At 42.1% G+C, this 15839-nt stretch carries 18 protein-coding genes; 1 reads left to right on the top strand and 17 read right to left on the bottom strand.

The window, feature by feature from the left end; translation table 11 throughout:
* Positions 1-8 precede the first annotated feature (8 nt).
* The 17 genes from WBM49_RS08860 to WBM49_RS08780 all read right to left on the bottom strand — a co-directional run bounded on the left by WBM49_RS08860 (position 9) and on the right by WBM49_RS08780 (position 14411).
* A complete protein-coding gene (locus tag WBM49_RS08860; protein ID WP_424371694.1) occupies positions 9-500 on the bottom strand; it encodes an N-acetyltransferase family protein in 492 nt (163 codons plus the stop codon).
* Between the two features lie 10 nt (positions 501-510).
* Positions 511-999 carry a DUF6428 family protein gene (locus WBM49_RS08855; protein WP_424371693.1) on the bottom strand — a complete coding sequence of 163 codons (489 nt, stop codon included), beginning with the start codon at positions 997-999 and terminating at the stop codon, positions 511-513.
* A 12-nt stretch (positions 1000-1011) separates the two neighbouring features.
* Positions 1012-1335, bottom strand: a complete 324-nt coding sequence (locus WBM49_RS08850) for an ArsR/SmtB family transcription factor (protein WP_424371692.1) — start codon at positions 1333-1335, stop codon at positions 1012-1014.
* 81 nt (positions 1336-1416) lie between these two features.
* Positions 1417-1851: a TM2 domain-containing protein gene (locus WBM49_RS08845; protein ID WP_424371691.1), complete on the bottom strand. Its 435-nt coding sequence runs from the start codon at positions 1849-1851 to the stop codon at positions 1417-1419.
* Positions 1852-1903: 52 nt separating this feature from the next.
* A complete protein-coding gene (locus tag WBM49_RS08840; RefSeq protein WP_424371690.1) occupies positions 1904-2290 on the bottom strand; it encodes a VOC family protein in 387 nt (128 codons plus the stop codon).
* The gene (locus WBM49_RS08835; RefSeq protein ID WP_424371689.1) at positions 2291-2749 is read right to left on the bottom strand and encodes a DUF1801 domain-containing protein; all 459 of its coding nucleotides are present in this window, start codon (positions 2747-2749) and stop codon (positions 2291-2293) included.
* Between the two features lie 56 nt (positions 2750-2805).
* A complete protein-coding gene (locus tag WBM49_RS08830; protein WP_424371688.1) occupies positions 2806-3744 on the bottom strand; it encodes a 2-hydroxyacid dehydrogenase in 939 nt (312 codons plus the stop codon).
* A gap of 5 nt (positions 3745-3749) precedes the next feature.
* A complete protein-coding gene (locus WBM49_RS08825; protein ID WP_424371687.1) occupies positions 3750-4115 on the bottom strand; it encodes a cupin domain-containing protein in 366 nt (121 codons plus the stop codon).
* Complete coding sequence (locus WBM49_RS08820) at positions 4112-5101, bottom strand: TolB family protein (RefSeq protein ID WP_424371686.1); 990 nt, start codon at positions 5099-5101, stop codon at positions 4112-4114. The genes WBM49_RS08825 and WBM49_RS08820 overlap by 4 nt, the downstream gene beginning before the upstream one ends.
* Entirely contained in the window at positions 5094-6014 is a 921-nt protein-coding gene (locus WBM49_RS08815; RefSeq protein ID WP_424371685.1) for a carbon-nitrogen hydrolase family protein, read from the bottom strand. The genes WBM49_RS08820 and WBM49_RS08815 overlap by 8 nt, the downstream gene beginning before the upstream one ends.
* 67 nt (positions 6015-6081) lie before the next feature.
* A complete protein-coding gene (gene mgtE / locus WBM49_RS08810) occupies positions 6082-7434 on the bottom strand; it encodes a magnesium transporter (protein ID WP_424371684.1) in 1353 nt (450 codons plus the stop codon).
* Complete coding sequence (rsmA, locus tag WBM49_RS08805) at positions 7421-8290, bottom strand: 16S rRNA (adenine(1518)-N(6)/adenine(1519)-N(6))-dimethyltransferase RsmA (protein ID WP_424371683.1); 870 nt, start codon at positions 8288-8290, stop codon at positions 7421-7423. Before rsmA ends, mgtE begins: the two co-directional genes overlap by 14 nt.
* 12 nt (positions 8291-8302) lie before the next feature.
* On the bottom strand, positions 8303-8944 hold the full coding sequence (locus WBM49_RS08800) for a DUF4286 family protein (protein WP_424371682.1): 642 nt from the start codon (positions 8942-8944) through the stop codon (positions 8303-8305).
* Between the two features lie 29 nt (positions 8945-8973).
* Complete coding sequence (locus tag WBM49_RS08795) at positions 8974-10761, bottom strand: tetratricopeptide repeat protein (RefSeq protein WP_424371681.1); 1788 nt, start codon at positions 10759-10761, stop codon at positions 8974-8976.
* 52 nt (positions 10762-10813) lie between these two features.
* The gene (serS, locus tag WBM49_RS08790) at positions 10814-12085 is read right to left on the bottom strand and encodes a serine--tRNA ligase (protein WP_424371680.1); all 1272 of its coding nucleotides are present in this window, start codon (positions 12083-12085) and stop codon (positions 10814-10816) included.
* Positions 12086-12152: 67 nt separating this feature from the next.
* Positions 12153-13484 carry an HTTM domain-containing protein gene (locus tag WBM49_RS08785; protein ID WP_424371679.1) on the bottom strand — a complete coding sequence of 444 codons (1332 nt, stop codon included), beginning with the start codon at positions 13482-13484 and terminating at the stop codon, positions 12153-12155.
* Positions 13485-14411: a bifunctional riboflavin kinase/FAD synthetase gene (locus tag WBM49_RS08780; RefSeq protein WP_424371678.1), complete on the bottom strand. Its 927-nt coding sequence runs from the start codon at positions 14409-14411 to the stop codon at positions 13485-13487.
* A 49-nt stretch (positions 14412-14460) separates the two neighbouring features.
* On the opposite strand from WBM49_RS08780, the gene WBM49_RS08775 reads away from it, so the two are divergent.
* Positions 14461-15839 (top strand): reprolysin-like metallopeptidase (locus tag WBM49_RS08775; protein WP_424371677.1); only part of this gene is annotated, 1379 nt, incomplete at its 3' end.

The raw sequence follows: 15839 nt of genomic DNA, 5'->3' as shown, positions 1-15839 counted from the left end.
ACTTTTATTTAATCAATACCCACCTTGGAGCTTCGCCTTTCAAAGATCAAATTGTCTTTCCAGACCCCGTCTAGTTTTCCAACCCGCTCACGGCATCCTATTAGTCGGAATCCACATTGTTCATGAATTTTTATACTGCCCTTATTCTCAGGGAAAATACCTGATTGAAGGGTCCAATAGCCGGCTTGTTCACTGGCATCGATCAGAGAACTCAACAATTTTTTTCCGATTCCCAGGCCCCAGTGTTCCTTTCCGATATATACACTCACCTCAGCAACCCCACCGTACACACATCTGCTGGAGACAGGGGATAGGGCAGCCCACCCGGTAATGTTGTCGGCATCAAGGCCTACCAAACGGCAATCTTTGAGATGTGCCTTGTCCCAATTTTCATAAAAGGGGACCTCTTTTTCAAAGGTTGCAAAACCGGTAGCTATTCCTTCTCTATAGATCCTGGACACTACGGGCCAGTCTTCCGGACTCATAGTTCTTATCTTCATAGAGCTTTGATTAACAACATCCCGCACCTGGGCTGCAACTTGTCGCTAATTCCTTTTGGGTATCTACAGAGACCCCACAGAGCTCTTCTGCTTTGCAGGCCGTTGGTGCTATACTTAGTGAAATTACCAGGGCATCTTCTTTTACGAGTGTATCCTTTACAAATAACTGGGCTGTATGAAAGGAATCATTGCCGTATTCAAATCGTATGATGGCCTCCTGATCCATAGGTCTCATAGAATTTACCCGGTCCAGAATGGAAAGTGCTTTGGAGGCTAATAGGAAATTGGTCTTATCTTTTTCTGATGGACTTTCCCAAAGCTGAACTACGGTTTCATTCCAGGCGTCTGCTCGGCCACCACAGTCAACCGCATCTATATGCGTATTTTTTACCTCGGTAATATGGTAATTGGCTCCTACCATTTGTCCCGGGAGGAATTCGAATATCAGTTCCTTTTTCCCCTGTTCCTTTAAAATGGATAAGAATTCTTTTGTTTTCATTGTATCTGAGTTTTAACAACAATTTATTTTTGTTTCGTTGAAGAAGGAATTAAGGAGAGTTTGTATCTCTTTCCAACGGTCTAAGGCAATACAGTAACATACCTTTTTACCTTCTATTTCCCCTTCAATAAGGCCAATGCTTTTTAGTTCTTTCAGGTGCTGTGAAATAGTAGGCTGGGCCAGACCAATCTCCTCTACTATATCATTGCAAATACAGGCGTCCTGAGTGCTGATGTACTGTAGGATAGCAATCCTCGCCGGATGCGCCAGTACTTTAAAAATAGTAGCTAGTTCATTCTGAGACGTATTAAAGATGGCTGTTTTGGTAAGTCCCATTTCATATTTGTATATTGCAATATTACGATATATAAGTAAATAAAAAAAGCCAGATCGTTAAAATCTGACTTCATTCTTTTATCAGAACCAGGGTTTTTTTCCTACCTGATAGGTGTTGTAAAATTCTTCATCAGATTTTGTCAGGTAAATGATTCCTTCAATAAGTCCGATTAATCCCATTAACGAGGCGCCAATTCCACAAGTAAAAACCCCCAGGACTAAAGTTACCGCAATCATAATGATACCCTCTTTTTGGTAACCTAATATGAATTTATGTATCCCAAGTGAGCCTAGTAGTATAGCTAAAATCCCGGCTACTATTTTCTTGTTTTCACCGCCAGCGCCACCAAAGGCCTCTTTAGCATTTTCTGTAAACTCATGGGCTGTTTTCTTGGCCCCTTCTGCGAAATCACCGGCGGCCTCTTTAGCTTCACCTGCGGCTTTTTTTGCGGATTCTTTGGCATCGTCAAATGCGTCCTTTGCCTTGTCGCCAAAATCTTTATCTTCTTCTGACATCTTTATTTATTTGTTGGTTAAATCTTGCTTAAATGTAGCAATAAAATTTTACTCAAAGAAATGCTTTATCAACAGGTTCCCATAGTTCAATCTTGTTGCCTTCGGGGTCTAAGATCCATCCAAATTTACCGTAATCGTACTCTTGTATATCACCAATAACCGCAACCCCTTCTTCTTTTAATGCTGCTAATAATTCACCTAGGTTTTCCACCCTAAAATTCATCATAAATTGCTTTTTACTTGGCTCAAAGTAGGTAGTATCCTCCTTGAACGGACTCCATTGTGTAGAGCAGTCATTCCCCTCCTTGTCTTTCCACCAAAACGTACAGCCATAGTGATCTGTATTTAGACCTAAATGCTTTTTGTACCAATTTTTTACCTTATCTGGGTCCTTTGTTTTAAAGAAAAAGCCGCCTAAACCTGTTACCCTGTTTTTCATTTATTTGGATTTTATATTCCTCTCGTATAATGCTATCCATTGATCTACCGTCATTTTGGAGCAAAGCTTTCCCAGGAGATCATAAGGAATATGTGCTACCTTTTTAAAACGCACACAACTCTTACCCATATCTAATTTCTTAGTTTCCTGCTTTGAATATTCTGAAACAAACCAATCATATAAGGTTTTGTCTGCATAGATCCCTGAATGGTAAAAGGCCACAAAGTTCTTTTGTGAGGCTATATTGATAAAAGGGAGGGGTAATTCCGGGCTGCAATGATAGCCTTCGGGATAGATACTATGCGGCACCACATAGCCGATCATTCCGTAATTCATGACTTCTTCGAATCCTTTTGGTAAATTCTTAAGGATGGTCTTTCTGAGGGAAGAAATAGCGCTTTTTCTATCTTCTGGTAAATTAGAAATATAAGCTTCCGGAGTTGCAGCGTCTGATCTCATTGGGCATTGGTTTTGTTATGATCGAAAATCGATCTTTCAACTGAAGGGACTCTAAGTTAACAAAATCTTTCCGAAATCTTCTTTACGATGGTTTCAGCTAGTTTTATCTTACTTTCCCGGGTCCATCCGGCAATATGGGGGGTTAAGAGTACCTTCTCGGAATGAAGGAGGTAATTAAATTCTTCCGGCATTTGCCTGTCCCCAAACATATCCTCAAAGGATGTTTTTTCATACTCCAATACGTCGAGTGCGGCACCGAGAATTTTCCCCGAATTCAAAGCATCTACCAGATCCCGGGTCACCACACATTTGCCTCTGGCTGTGTTCACCAACCAGAAAGGTTTGCCCATGGCTTCAATAAAGGCCTTATTCACCATTCCTATGGTGAGATTGGTCTGAGGCAGGTGTAGACTAAGCACGTCTGTTTTTTGTTGTAATTCTTTAAGCGAAACTTGTGTGGCATATTGGTCTCCCACATTCTCGAGAAGATCAACACATAGCACCTCTACCTCAAATCCCTGTAATTTTTTGGCAAAGGCCTTCCCCATATTTCCGTATCCAATGATCCCTATGGTCTTTCCGTCTAATTCCAGCCCTCTGTTGCCTTCCCTGTCCCATAGTCCCCGGCGAACCTCCTTATCGGCTTTATTTAAGTTATTGAAAAGTGATAGTATCATTCCCAGGCTTTGTTCTCCCACGGCATTCCTGTTCCCTTCAGGGGCTGCTGCTAAAAAAATACCTTTTTCTTCGGCATAGGCAACATCGATATTTTCTAATCCGGCTCCCACTCTTCCAATGAATTTAAGATTAGTGGCCTTATCAAGAAACTCCCTGTCTATTTTAAACCTGCTTCTTAGTATGATACCATCAAATTGGTGGACAATGGCCTGTACCTTATTTTTATCTGCGGTGTATTCCTCGGTGTTCTCAAAACCCAAAGCGGCCAACTGCTCCAGGAGCAAAGGATGGTTGGTATCTAAATGCAATACTTTCATCTCACTTAGATTTTAGGATAGTGGGTCTGTGTTCGTTCATCTTTGATGTTTCCGGTATGCGATGTACTGCTCTTTTCGAATAGTAACAGCTGCACTTCTTCATTGTTTTTGGTGGCCGGGCAATGTTCCACCCCTTTTGGGACAACAATTAGCTCGCCTTCCTTGACGGTTACCGTTCTGTCCCTGAATTGCATATACAAGGTGCCTTTTAGGACCTGAAATAGTTCATCTTCCTCTTCATGGGAATGCCAAACAAACTCGCCCTGTATCTTTGCAAGGAGTACTTGCATATCGTCTACCCTAGCAATTTGATGCGGGTGCCAATGTTTGTTGATAAGTTGGTGTTTCTGTGTCAGATTTATTGCTTTCATGGAAGCTGTTTTAAGAGGGTGTTCTTCAATCCAATTCTGTATATATTACCCATGCCATTTAAGGTGCTTAAGGCCGATAATTCTATATCTGCAGGCGTGTTAATTTTTGTTGAATCGCCCTTTACCCGTTCACTGGTAAAATAAAAATTTCCTGTTTGAAGATCAACAAAAGGGCAGTAGTCCAGGTACTGAGAATTTATGGTAGGACCCATATTTGTTGACTTTGTCCAGTGACCCTCTGCTGATTTTTTTGAGAAGTAAAGATCGCCTCCACCTAATCCGTCTTCCCTTCCAAAGGAACTAAAAATAAGAAGTGTTTCTTCAGGATCCACATATGCGTTAAATTCATATGCCAACGAATTGATCATAGAGTCTAAGGCTACAGGTGCCTCGTAATTTCCTGAAATCTTCTCACTTCTATAGATATCTTCTCTGCCAATTCCATCTTCCCGGGTGGCTGTAAAGTAAAGCGTGCCATTAGCAGTTACTGCCGGATAAAATTCATCCTTAGGCGTATTAATCAGCGAATCTAACGGAAATGGTTCACTCCAAATGCCTTGAGACCTGTTAACATACCAGATATTGTAATCACTTCGGGAAGCATCTCCATAAATAGGTCTGTTAGAAGCAAAAAACAAGGTATTTCCGTCCGGGGAGTAAAATGGCTCAATATCCTGATACCTACCCGAAAAAGGGAGTAGGGCAGCTTTGCTCCATACAGATTCATTTTGTTCTACGACAACCAATCCCCGTTTTCGTTGGTCATAGGTGCCCAGGGTATATATAAATTCTTTTCCGTTGGGTGCAATTGCCATATCGCGTTCATACAATGAGGTAGAAACGCGATGTTCTGCAAATAATTCCAGAGTGTCCGGGACATGTCTTAGATCGATATCTGAATTATTTTCCACCGTACGCTGGCAACCTGAAAATAAGATTGCAACGAAAACAATAAGGAGGATTATTCTTTTAAAAATATCATTCATCTTGCATAGGGGGTTGATCTTTTACATGAAACTCAAAAATATCCTTTCTGGAATAATGTCCGTTCACATCAAAATCGAGTTTTTGTCTGGAAATTTCTTCCAGATCTAAGGTAGCTGTTAAAATACCCTTGGCATTCCATAGGGGCCCCGCGAGTATTTTACCATCCGGACCAACAATAACACTGCCTCCCGGGCACATCATAGAATCTTCCTCTTGTAACAAGGCCTGGTACTTTTCCGGATACATATCTTTGGTTACGAACTGATTACACCCCAAAACAAAACACCGGCCTTCCAGGGCAATATGTTTCATGGAGTCTACCCAGGATTCGCGCGCATCTGCGGTAGGAGCTATATAGATCTGTATCCCTTTTTGATACATGGCCATACGGGCCAGGGGCATATAATTTTCCCAGCAGATCAGGCCTCCTAATTTTCCGATACGGGTGTTAAAGCTAACCAGATCCTCACCGGAAGCCTCAGACCAGACCACCCTTTCTGTCCCAGTAGGTTTTATTTTGCGATGAACTCCCAAAAGGCCTTTGGATGGGGAGATGTAAAGCATGGAACAATGCAAACTGCCATTGGCAGCGGTAGATTCTGTAACTCCTATGACCAGGTATACTGAATATAATTTAGAGAGTTTTTCCAATCTCTTTAGGGAGTCGCTTTCCAGATCAAGACTATTCTTGTGATAGGTTGCATAAAGCGACCTGCCTTCTTCACTGCGTTTTCCAATGGTGGCCCCAAAAGTGAAACCTCTGGGATATCCCGGAATAAAAGATTCCGGAAAGACAAACAGCTCATACCCTTTCCCGGCATTGGCGGAAAGAAGGCTTTCTATTTTGTCAATGGTTCCTTCCTTGTCAAAAAACACAGGATGTTCCTGAATGACACCTACTTTAACCTTCATACGATAGATTTTTATCCCCTACTGTTCTTTTTGGAGATAGCTTCAAGGTATGTTTTTTTTTAGACTTTTAGATGCCCAGTAAAACCTTGGCAATCGTAAAATAGATAAGGATCCCAAATATATCATTGCTTGTAGTAATAAAGGGGCCTGTGGCGATAGCAGGGTCTATACCTCGTTTATGAAGGAATAATGGAGTAAAAGTGCCAATGATCCCTGCTACCACAATAACGGTGATAAGGGAAATTGAGATGGCAAGTGCGGTCATAAAAGTCCCTTTCCAGATCCAGGTAAAAAAGAGTAACACAAAGGCCAGAATAACGCCATTTAACAAGGCGAGCAGCATTTCTTTAATGAGCCGGTTTCCTATACTTCCCTTCAGGTCGTCATTGGCAAGGCCCTGCACGATGATAGCGCTCGATTGCACTCCTACATTCCCTGCCATGGCGGCAATCAAAGGGGTAAAGAAAAATAAAATGGCATGTTTGCTGATCATCTCCTCAAAATTACCCATGATAGCTGCTGCACCCAAACCACCCAATAAACCCAAAAACAACCATGGAAGTCTGGCGCGGGTTAACATCCATATACTGTCATCGGCCTCAACATCCTGAGAGATCCCTGCTGCAAGTTGGTAATCTTTTTCGGCCTCTTCCCTAATAACATCCACAATGTCATCAATGGTGATCCTGCCAACCAGCCTGCCTATTTCATCTATAACCGGAATGGCCTCCAGATCGTATTTAGACATGATCTTGGCAACTTCTTCCGGCTTTTCATTCACATTTACGGAGTCTACCTTGGGGATATATACATTTTTGATGGGATTAGTGGTAGAAGTTGTAAGCAGATCCTTCAGGGAGAGACGTCCCTTGAGTTTTTCATCATCATCAACCACATAAATAGAATGTACCCTGGTCACATTTTCTGCCTGTGCCCGCATTTCTTTTACACAGCGAAGAACCGTCCAGTTTTCATTCACTTTCACCAATTCTTTCGCCATTAGCCCACCTGCAGTATTTTCATCATAACGCAACAGGTCTACAATATGTCTTGCGTGTTCCCGATCTTCAATTTCCGAAATTACCTCCTGGATGATCTCTTTTGGAAGCTCGGCAACGATATCTGCGGCGTCATCGGTATCTAGTTCTTCCAGTTCTCCCGCAATCTCCTTGGACGAAAGATTATTCAGAATGGCTTCTCTGACATCCTCATCTAATTCCGTGAGTATATCCGAGGTTTTGTTGCTATCGAGTAGCTTTATCAGGTAGGTGGCTTGTTCTGAACTCAGTTCATTTGCGATCTCTGCCACATCCGCAAAGTGAACTTCTTCCAAAAGCAAATGCAAAGCTTCCTTATTATTGGCATCAATGAGCTCAACAATTTCTGCTAATAGGTCTTCTGTGAGTTTAAATGGTGTCATTTGCTATCTTCCTTGTCAACGATAAGAAATCGCGCACACCCAGCTGTTCCGGACGCTGGTCAAAGATAGCATCTTCTTTTAGATTTTGAGAAAGGTTGTAGCTTTTTAAACTATTTCGTAAGGTCTTACGCCTATGGTTAAAAGCAGATTTAACTACCTTAAAGAACAATGCCTCGTCGCAGTCTAAGTTTGTGTTTACCCTGCGAGTGAGCCGAAGTACTCCTGATTTAACTTTAGGAGGAGGATCAAATACCTCGGGATGTACGGTAAAAAGATATTCGGCCTCATAAAAAGCCTGCACCAGGACAGATAAGATGCCATAGGCTTTACTGCCTTCTTTTTCACAAATACGCTTGGCAACCTCCATTTGGAACATGCCGGAAAATTCTGGGATCTGTTGCCTGTATTCCAAGAGTTTAAATACGATCTGAGTGGATATATTATATGGAAAATTTCCAATGATGGCAAAGGGTTTTTGGCCAAAATAGGTTTGAAGGTCGGCCTGCAGAATATCTGCTTCCACCACCGTAAAGCTGCCTTTTCTTTCCATTAGTTCAGGATACTCTAATGGAAAGCTGTGTTTGAGATAAATAATGGCATCGGCATCCAGGTCCATCGCTACCAGATCAATATCCTGCTTTAGTAAATATTTGGTAAGTACACCGGTTCCCGGACCAATTTCTAGTACATCGCTATAACCAGATAAGGACAAGGTGGTTGAAATTTGTTGTGCAATAGACTCATCTTTTAAAAAGTGCTGTCCTAGATGTTTTTTGGCTCTAACCGGTCCTTCTTCTTTGCCATGAGGACCATTTTTTTTGTAGTATTGGGAATGAGACTTTTTTCGTTTGCCCATGTAAAAAGATGCTTAAGATTTGGTTTTGCCAAGGTATACCCAGGCTTCGGTTCCTGAGGCGAGTGTTGCTTTTTTTCTGTAATAGGCATCGCCTTCATAGTCATCCACACGCAGTAATTCTTCCTTACTAATAATATACACAATTCCTGGGACACCCTTCGCAGATTTGGAAGTTGATTCTATGGTGGGGTAAAGGCCACCTACCAACTCCTTGGAAATCGTATGTGCCCCAAGATGGTCCTCATTGCCCGTTAAGATCCTGGAAAAGACCATTTTTTGCACTTCTTTTTCCTGCAGGGTGCCGTAGGTGAATAAGTATTCTGTTGCGCTGCGTATCAGGGGTTTGTTAATAGTGACCACTTCCAGTTCTGTCCGAAATGCAACCAGAGCAGATCCAAAACGTTTTAGAGTTTCATTTCGCAATCTGTCGGCATCGTTTTTATAATAAAGATCCAGGGTAGCACGGTCCTTTACCTTGTACTGCACAGAATAGGTAATTCCGCCCATCTCTTCATCTACCATGACCCTGGTCATAGTGGCCTCTAAAAATCTTCCGGTAGCTAAAACGTCCGGTATATGTGTTTTTATCATCCAGGATACCCATGCATCTCTGACGGATTCTTCAACATTGATGGTGACATTATAAATGAGCATACGCCAGTGTGAGGTAAAAAGTTGAATAATTAATTGATGGTATCTCCCCTCAGAATTCTGAAATTTTTTCTGGCCTGTGGGAAGTAGTAACTGTCTTGAAAATTATAAAGGATACGTTCGTAATGATATTTTGCCTTTTCAGTATTATTCAATTTTGTGCGATATAATTCTGCCATCGCAAAATGGGCATCATCCGCTAGGATATCATTTCCGAAGAATTCAATGATCTTAGTGTAATTAAAAAGCGCAGCTTCAAGATTATTCGAAGCTTCCAGTAATTGTGCCTGCCTTAAAAGCGCCTCGTCTTCAATCTTTTCGCCTTTGTGTTGTTGCAAGATTTCTTCCAATTCGGCGATGGCTTCCTGGTTTTTATTCTGATAAGCCAGAAGATCGGCTCGAGCGAATTTTTTTAAGGCGGTTTGTGTTGAATCTTCCAGGGAATTATCTGAGATCAACAAACTCAGCTGCATCGCATCATTGGCGATGAGCTGTGAGGTGGATCCACGAAGCACCTTCAACTGCGTGAGGGCCCAGTCAAAATCGCCTTTGTAAAAACTTGTTTGAGCTACTTTAAACCTTGCTTCCTGACCCAAAACGTCGTTCTTGAGGCTTTTTTGGATCTGTGAAAAATAAATAAGGGCCTCATTGAATTTCTGGTCGAATACCAGAATGTCACCCAAAGCCATTTTTATATAGGCTTCTCCGTATTTTGCCAGTGGCAGTTCCAGCGATTTTTTTAAGATCAGGATGGCCTTTTCAGATTCACTTCGTTTAAAAGTCAGAAAATTAGCGTAGGCAACCTGTAATTGCAAAGTGGGCACCTGATATCCATAAGTGTTCATTAGCTCCTGATAGCTCGTGTCAATTCTGTCAAAGTCTTTTTCCTCGGCCCTCAGTAACTCAATGTCTAGCAGATGAAGCTGGGCATTAAGTCTGGTCACAATTTCTGAGCTGTTCTTTACAATATATTCAAAGACTTGCTGTGCAATGTCTGCGGCATCATTCTCCAGGGAAGTGTTTCCCAGGGCCTCCATCCGTTCAAAAGTAGATCCCTCCGCTCTTTTATAAATGGCCTTTTCCTGGGTAAAAGCAAAATTGTACTGTTTTTGTTGTGCATAGAGCCAGCTCAACATTTCATTCCAAAGTACATCCGGGTCTTTTTGTGCCTTTTGTAAGATTACTTTTTTGAGGATTCTGTTGTTCTCATTGTCTGCATCTTCGGTAATAAAATCGCCTATCTTCCCTAGGACATTTCCAAGAGTGGAGCGGCCCTTGTCTAGTAGTTGAAGATACGCTACAAACATCTTCTCTATATTTCCCTGTTCTCCATAAATCTGGGCAATTTGAAAATTGTAATCGAGTTCCGGATTTAACTCCATGGCCCGTTCAAAGGCTTGAAGGGCAAAATCTAGTAAGGAAAATCGCTGAAAACCCACGCCAATCCCGTAACCGTAGTTTGGATTTTTTTCAATGGCCTCCAAAGCTTTATTGTAGTATACTGTTGCCTGTTGAGTATTCTCCTGCAACCTGTAGTTGTAACCTAATTCTATGTAGATGGTGGGGAAGGCATTTCCGGATTCTAGTCGGCCCATCAAAAATCCCTCGGCCTTCTCATAGTATTCCAATTGCTGATAACAACGTATCATATTCTCCGCAAAATCCATTCTACGGGGATTTTGGTCTACGAGTTTCTCATAAAATACAAGTGCTTTCTCGTATTCCCCATCGTTGAAGTACTGCTTCGCTAAAAAGTCGTCTTGTGCAATCCCACACAGAGCTGTAAGGAGGCACACAAATAAAATAACACTTTTCATCATGGAACTTTCTCAAAGGTAACCAAGTCAACCAAGAAAAACTATCAATGAAATCTTAATCTATTAGATCAAAACCTGTGTAGGGGATCAGTGCTTTGGGGATGTGGATCCCTTCGGCCGACTGATAGTTCTCCAAAATTCCTGCCAAAACTCTGGGTAGTGCCAGTGAACTTCCGTTGAGGGTATGGGCCAATTGAGTCTTGCCATTTTGATCCTTAAACCTCAACTTTAGTCGGTTAGACTGATAGGTCTCAAAATTGGAGACGGAACTAATTTCTAACCATCTGTCCTGGGCGGTAGAAAACACTTCAAAGTCATAGGTTAGTGCTGAGGTAAATCCAAGATCTCCTCCGCACAAACGGAGAATTCTAAATGGTAATTCTAATTCTCTTAAAATACCTTTTACATGTTCTACCATGGTGGTTAAGGCCTCATAGGAGTTTGCCGGCTCTTCAACCCGGACAATTTCAACCTTATCGAATTGATGAAGACGGTTAAGTCCGCGTACATGAGCTCCATAACTCCCAGCTTCTCTCCTGAAACAAGGGGTATATCCGGTATAACAAACAGGCAGGTCCTGATAGTTTAATATTGTATCGCGAAGTATGTTCGTTACAGGCACTTCCGCAGTGGGAATGAGGTACAGATCATCTGCAGTTACATGATACATTTGCCCCTCTTTATCGGGAAGCTGACCCGTGCCAAATCCTGAGGCTGCGTTCACCAAATATGGTACCTGCATTTCTGTATACCCTGCAGCCGTATTTTTATCCAGGAAATAAGCGATCAAGGCACGTTGTAATCTGGCACCCTTCCCCTTGTATACCGGAAATCCTGCCCCGGTGATCTTTACCCCGAGTTCAAAATCGATAATATCATATTTCTTGGCTAATTCCCAGTGAGGAAGAGCTCCTTTCATAAGTGTTGGCACCTCACCTTCACGAAAAACCTCTTCATTGTCTTCTTCAGAACTACCAGCGGGGACAAGCTCATTTGGAATATTAGGGATAAGGTATAAGGCCTGATCCAATTCTGTGGCAACCGCATTTAAGGCTTCACCCATACTTTTAGAATCTTCTTTCAGCTGGGTAGTTTTTTCTTTTAAGAGGTTGGCTTCCTGAGCCTTTCCAGCCTTATAGAGAGTGCCTATTTCCCTGGATAAGGAATTGAGCTGTGCAAGAGTGCCGTCCATTTCCGTTTGAATGCCTCTTCGCTTCTCATCGAGCTCAAGTACTTTATTCAACAAGGCATCCGCATCCAGATTTCGTTTCTTTAGAGCTGTGACAAGAGCCTCTTTATTTTCCCTAATGGCCTGTAATACTAGCATTGATCCTGAATTAAGGCACAAATTTACGCTTAATTGGTGAATTCAGATGAGGAAGCCCAAGGATTCCTTAGCGGTTTTTTTTCTTTTGATAGGGGGAAGGCAAGATCCATTTGTGATGCCCAAAATGATCCCATTCTTCTGCAGCAAGGTCTACGCCAGGATCAATGAATGGCACCAAGGGCCGGCCGTTAATACTTACCTTGGATTTGGCAAACACCGATATTTGCTGACCCTTAGCTGCGTATTCCTTTTCTAGATACTGGGCAAATTGCCAGGTAAAATCGGGATAGCAAGAAACTTTTTCTAATTGTTGAGGTGTTAAATACAGCTGGTGAGGTACAATAGATTTTTCCCCGGTGACCTTATTTTTTATGATAAATTGAACTACCCCGGATCTGCCTCGGAGCATCATTCGCCAGCTCATTCTATGTCCTTCCTCCGTCCACAGCACATCGTCCTCAATTAAAAAATGCCGTACGGGTAATACCAGCTGAAATGCAAAATAAATGCCGCAACCCAATAATAACCAATTTTTATAGCTGGGTATTTGGAACTCATTCCCGGTATAAAGCTGCTTTTTCCGCAGAAAACGTTTTTTGATCACTTCAGGGGGGTAAAAGAACACTATAAAGGCCAGCGCCAAATAAGGGAAGATCCCTATCTGGAAAACAATGGAATTAAAAAGATGAAAGAAAATTGCAAATCCGAAGGCCCAGTTTCGACTTGGCTTCCAAAGCAGGGCCGGAACGATCAGAAGGTCGAATATAATACCCATAACACCAACAATGGTATGCACCCATGGAAGCTGAAGAAAAGAGCCAATGAGCGGATAAGATTCCTTTCCTTTAAGGAGGATCTCAATGATGGAGAGATCTAACCAGTCTCCATAAAGTTTGGCCAGAGCCGCATAGGTATAGACAATAAATAATTGAAAAATAATGATCCATTGCACGTAAGCCGGCATGGAATTGCTGCGCAGCGAGGGATCTAATTTGCTGTCTACTGAGGCATAGCGTTGTGCCGGCAGGAAACACATCAGGAAAGTTATCAGAATTAAAAGATAATAATGGTTGTTATAGGCGGTCTTTTGCATGAAGTAAACGGCACTCCACAAGAGCGTAAAAAGAACAATGCTCCAACGGTATTTAAAACCAATAGCTATAAAGATTCCCAAAATCCCCATGACCACAAAATAGAGGTACATACCATTTCCAGGGAGGGGTTGTAGCCATTCAAGGCCTATAAAAGAAAATGTAAAAGTAGGATCTATAAAGGTTCTTCTTACCCAGCCCGTTAAAATAGCACCAAAACTCTCTAAGCTGATAAGGATTCCGAAAAAGATACGAAATATGATAAGCGACCCGTTGTCTATCTTCTTAAAAAGCCAATTCTGAAGCATTTATTCTGAAATTAGTGAATGCGCTGTCTCTTTGTCTTTTCTTAGCTGTGCCTTGAGTTCCTCCAGGGAATTAAACTTCTGTTCTTCCCGGATCCAATGAAGAATATTAACTTGTATATGCTGGTGGTATAGGTCTTCATTAAAATCGAAGAAATTCACTTCTATGCTCTGGTGTTGCCCATCTACAGTGGGGTTGGTACCAATATTCATCATTCCGTACACCGTCTTGTTTTTCAATTGGCTTTGAACTACATAAACACCGTTCCTTGGAATAAGTTTGTATTCTTCTTTAATGTGTAAGTTGGCGGTAGGAAAACCTAATTCTTTTCCCAGGCCCTTTCCCCTGATGATCTCTCCGCTGAGCATATAGGAATATCCCAGGTATGAATTGGCCGTGCGTACATCGCCTTCCATCAAGGCACTTCTGATCTTGGTAGAACTTACTGCCACCGCCTCAATTTCCTGGGCAGGAATTTCATCTACCTCAAATTCTAGTGCATTGCCAAAGGCGATCAGATCGTTGATATTGGCATTTCGATTCCTGCCAAAACGATGGTCATACCCTATGATCACTTTTTTAGCATGTAAGGAATTCACCAACATATCCCTCACAAAGGTGGTTGCACTCAATCTGGAAAAGCTCTTGGTAAAGGGTTGAATTATAAGAAAGTCTAGCCCTAACCCCTCCAGTATCTGCTTCTTTTCTTCTATAGTATTAAGAAGTTTCAGGTCGGAATCTTTTTGTAAGACCATACGGGGATGTGGGAAAAAGGTAAGTACTGCAGACACCCTATTCGTAACTCTGGCATCATTTATGAGGCGTTCCAGGATCAACTTATGACCAACATGGACCCCGTCAAATGTTCCAATTGTAATAACTGATGGTTGATGTTTATCGTATTTAGAAATGCTTTGAACTGTTACCACACCATATAAATAATAAAAAGGCTTATTTTTAAAGTTTTAATGTCCCCAAATGTTAACAAAACTACGTCTTGTTTTATCAATATCCATACTATTTGTGTGCTTTTCCGCTGTGGCACAGTCTGGATATTGGCAATCAACAGCCGTAAAGAACGAATTATTATCTTCGGATCTTAAGGGTTTGGAATTACAGAAAGTACGTTTTTTTTCGTTGGAAGAAAGGCTTTTAGAACGAGAGTTAAGTAAGCTTACCACCGGATCCCTAAACAAAACCCAGATTTATTTTCCTGATGCTAATGGGGTAATGGTTGCCTATGAGGTGGAAGAAACTCCTGTTTTTTCTCCGGAACTTACGGCCAAGTACCCCGAAATACGCTCTTTTTCGGGCAACAGTGTTAGAGACAAAACAGAAAGGGTCCGTTTTAGTGTATCGCCCAAAGGCGTGCAGGCCATGTTTATTTTTAATGGAAAAGAGAGAAGTATTTTCCTGGAAAAAGCATCGCGGGATGCAACAGAATACGTCCTGTACGACCGTAGCGGGCAGAGCGCAGAAATGGATAAATTTGTCTGTAACACTGAGGCCAAACCCATTCTCTCCGAACAGGAACGCACCGCTAAACTGGTGGATGATCAAACCTTAAGAAAGTTCAGAATAGCAGTTTCAGCTACGGGAGAATACACCCAGTTCCATGGCGGGACTATCCCTGATGCCCTGGCTGCTATCAACGCTACCCTTACCCGTGTAAATGAGATCTTTATAACGGATCTGGGCATTTCCCTGGAACTAATTCCCAATGATGATCTTGTGATTTACATAGATCCTGCCACGGATCCCTATGGATCCAATTTAAATTCTGAGGTACAAACAACGCTTACCAATGTTATTGGTAGTTTAAACTACGACGTGGGTCATTTGTTCCATGAGGACACCAATAATGGAAATGCCGGATTTATAGGAGCTGTTTGTAGAACAAATCAAAAAGGAAGTGCATTTTCGGCGGCCCTGAATCCACAGGGAGATATTTTTGATCTCGACTATGTGTCGCACGAACTGGGACATCAATTTGGTGCCAATCATACCTGGTCTTTTGAATCTGAAGGGACCGGAGTACAGGCCGAACCTGCCAGTGGTTCAACGATCATGGGCTATGCGGGCATTGTGGAAGGAAATAATGTACAAACAAGTGGGGATGATTATTTCCATTACAACAGCATCCTTCAGATCTCCGAATATATTGCAACCACGAGTTGTGCAGTAGAATTGCCAATCTCAAATTCACCTCCGGTCATTACAACTATTGGAAACTATACCATTCCTAAGAACACCGCCTTTGTCCTAACCGGAGAGGCAGCCGATCCCGATCCGGGGGATGTACTTACCTATACCTGGGAGCAAATAGATAATGGGGTGGTTACAACCAATACCTTTGG

It is taken from the genome of Muriicola sp. (assembly GCF_049669965.1).
In the GTDB taxonomy this organism is placed as follows: domain Bacteria; phylum Bacteroidota; class Bacteroidia; order Flavobacteriales; family Flavobacteriaceae; genus Muriicola.
The sequence above is the reverse complement of the archived record's forward strand: the minus strand, read 5'-3'. Positions and strand labels throughout refer to the sequence as shown.

What these genes read in the sequence shown, in the direction of transcription:
- WBM49_RS08860 (WP_424371694.1), bottom strand. Translation starts at nt 500, where the DNA reads ATGAAGATAAGAACTATGAGTCCGGAAGACTGGCCCGTAGTGTCCAGG.
- WBM49_RS08855 (WP_424371693.1), bottom strand. Translation starts at nt 999, where the DNA reads ATGAAAACAAAAGAATTCTTATCCATTTTAAAGGAACAGGGGAAAAAG.
- WBM49_RS08850 (WP_424371692.1), bottom strand. Translation starts at nt 1,335, where the DNA reads ATGGGACTTACCAAAACAGCCATCTTTAATACGTCTCAGAATGAACTA.
- WBM49_RS08845 (WP_424371691.1), bottom strand. Translation starts at nt 1,851, where the DNA reads ATGTCAGAAGAAGATAAAGATTTTGGCGACAAGGCAAAGGACGCATTT.
- WBM49_RS08840 (WP_424371690.1), bottom strand. Translation starts at nt 2,290, where the DNA reads ATGAAAAACAGGGTAACAGGTTTAGGCGGCTTTTTCTTTAAAACAAAG.
- WBM49_RS08835 (WP_424371689.1), bottom strand. Translation starts at nt 2,749, where the DNA reads ATGAGATCAGACGCTGCAACTCCGGAAGCTTATATTTCTAATTTACCA.
- WBM49_RS08830 (WP_424371688.1), bottom strand. Translation starts at nt 3,744, where the DNA reads ATGAAAGTATTGCATTTAGATACCAACCATCCTTTGCTCCTGGAGCAG.
- WBM49_RS08825 (WP_424371687.1), bottom strand. Translation starts at nt 4,115, where the DNA reads ATGAAAGCAATAAATCTGACACAGAAACACCAACTTATCAACAAACAT.
- WBM49_RS08820 (WP_424371686.1), bottom strand. Translation starts at nt 5,101, where the DNA reads ATGAATGATATTTTTAAAAGAATAATCCTCCTTATTGTTTTCGTTGCA.
- WBM49_RS08815 (WP_424371685.1), bottom strand. Translation starts at nt 6,014, where the DNA reads ATGAAGGTTAAAGTAGGTGTCATTCAGGAACATCCTGTGTTTTTTGAC.
- mgtE (WP_424371684.1), bottom strand. Translation starts at nt 7,434, where the DNA reads ATGACACCATTTAAACTCACAGAAGACCTATTAGCAGAAATTGTTGAG.
- rsmA (WP_424371683.1), bottom strand. Translation starts at nt 8,290, where the DNA reads ATGGGCAAACGAAAAAAGTCTCATTCCCAATACTACAAAAAAAATGGT.
- WBM49_RS08800 (WP_424371682.1), bottom strand. Translation starts at nt 8,944, where the DNA reads ATGCTCATTTATAATGTCACCATCAATGTTGAAGAATCCGTCAGAGAT.
- WBM49_RS08795 (WP_424371681.1), bottom strand. Translation starts at nt 10,761, where the DNA reads ATGATGAAAAGTGTTATTTTATTTGTGTGCCTCCTTACAGCTCTGTGT.
- serS (WP_424371680.1), bottom strand. Translation starts at nt 12,085, where the DNA reads ATGCTAGTATTACAGGCCATTAGGGAAAATAAAGAGGCTCTTGTCACA.
- WBM49_RS08785 (WP_424371679.1), bottom strand. Translation starts at nt 13,484, where the DNA reads ATGCTTCAGAATTGGCTTTTTAAGAAGATAGACAACGGGTCGCTTATC.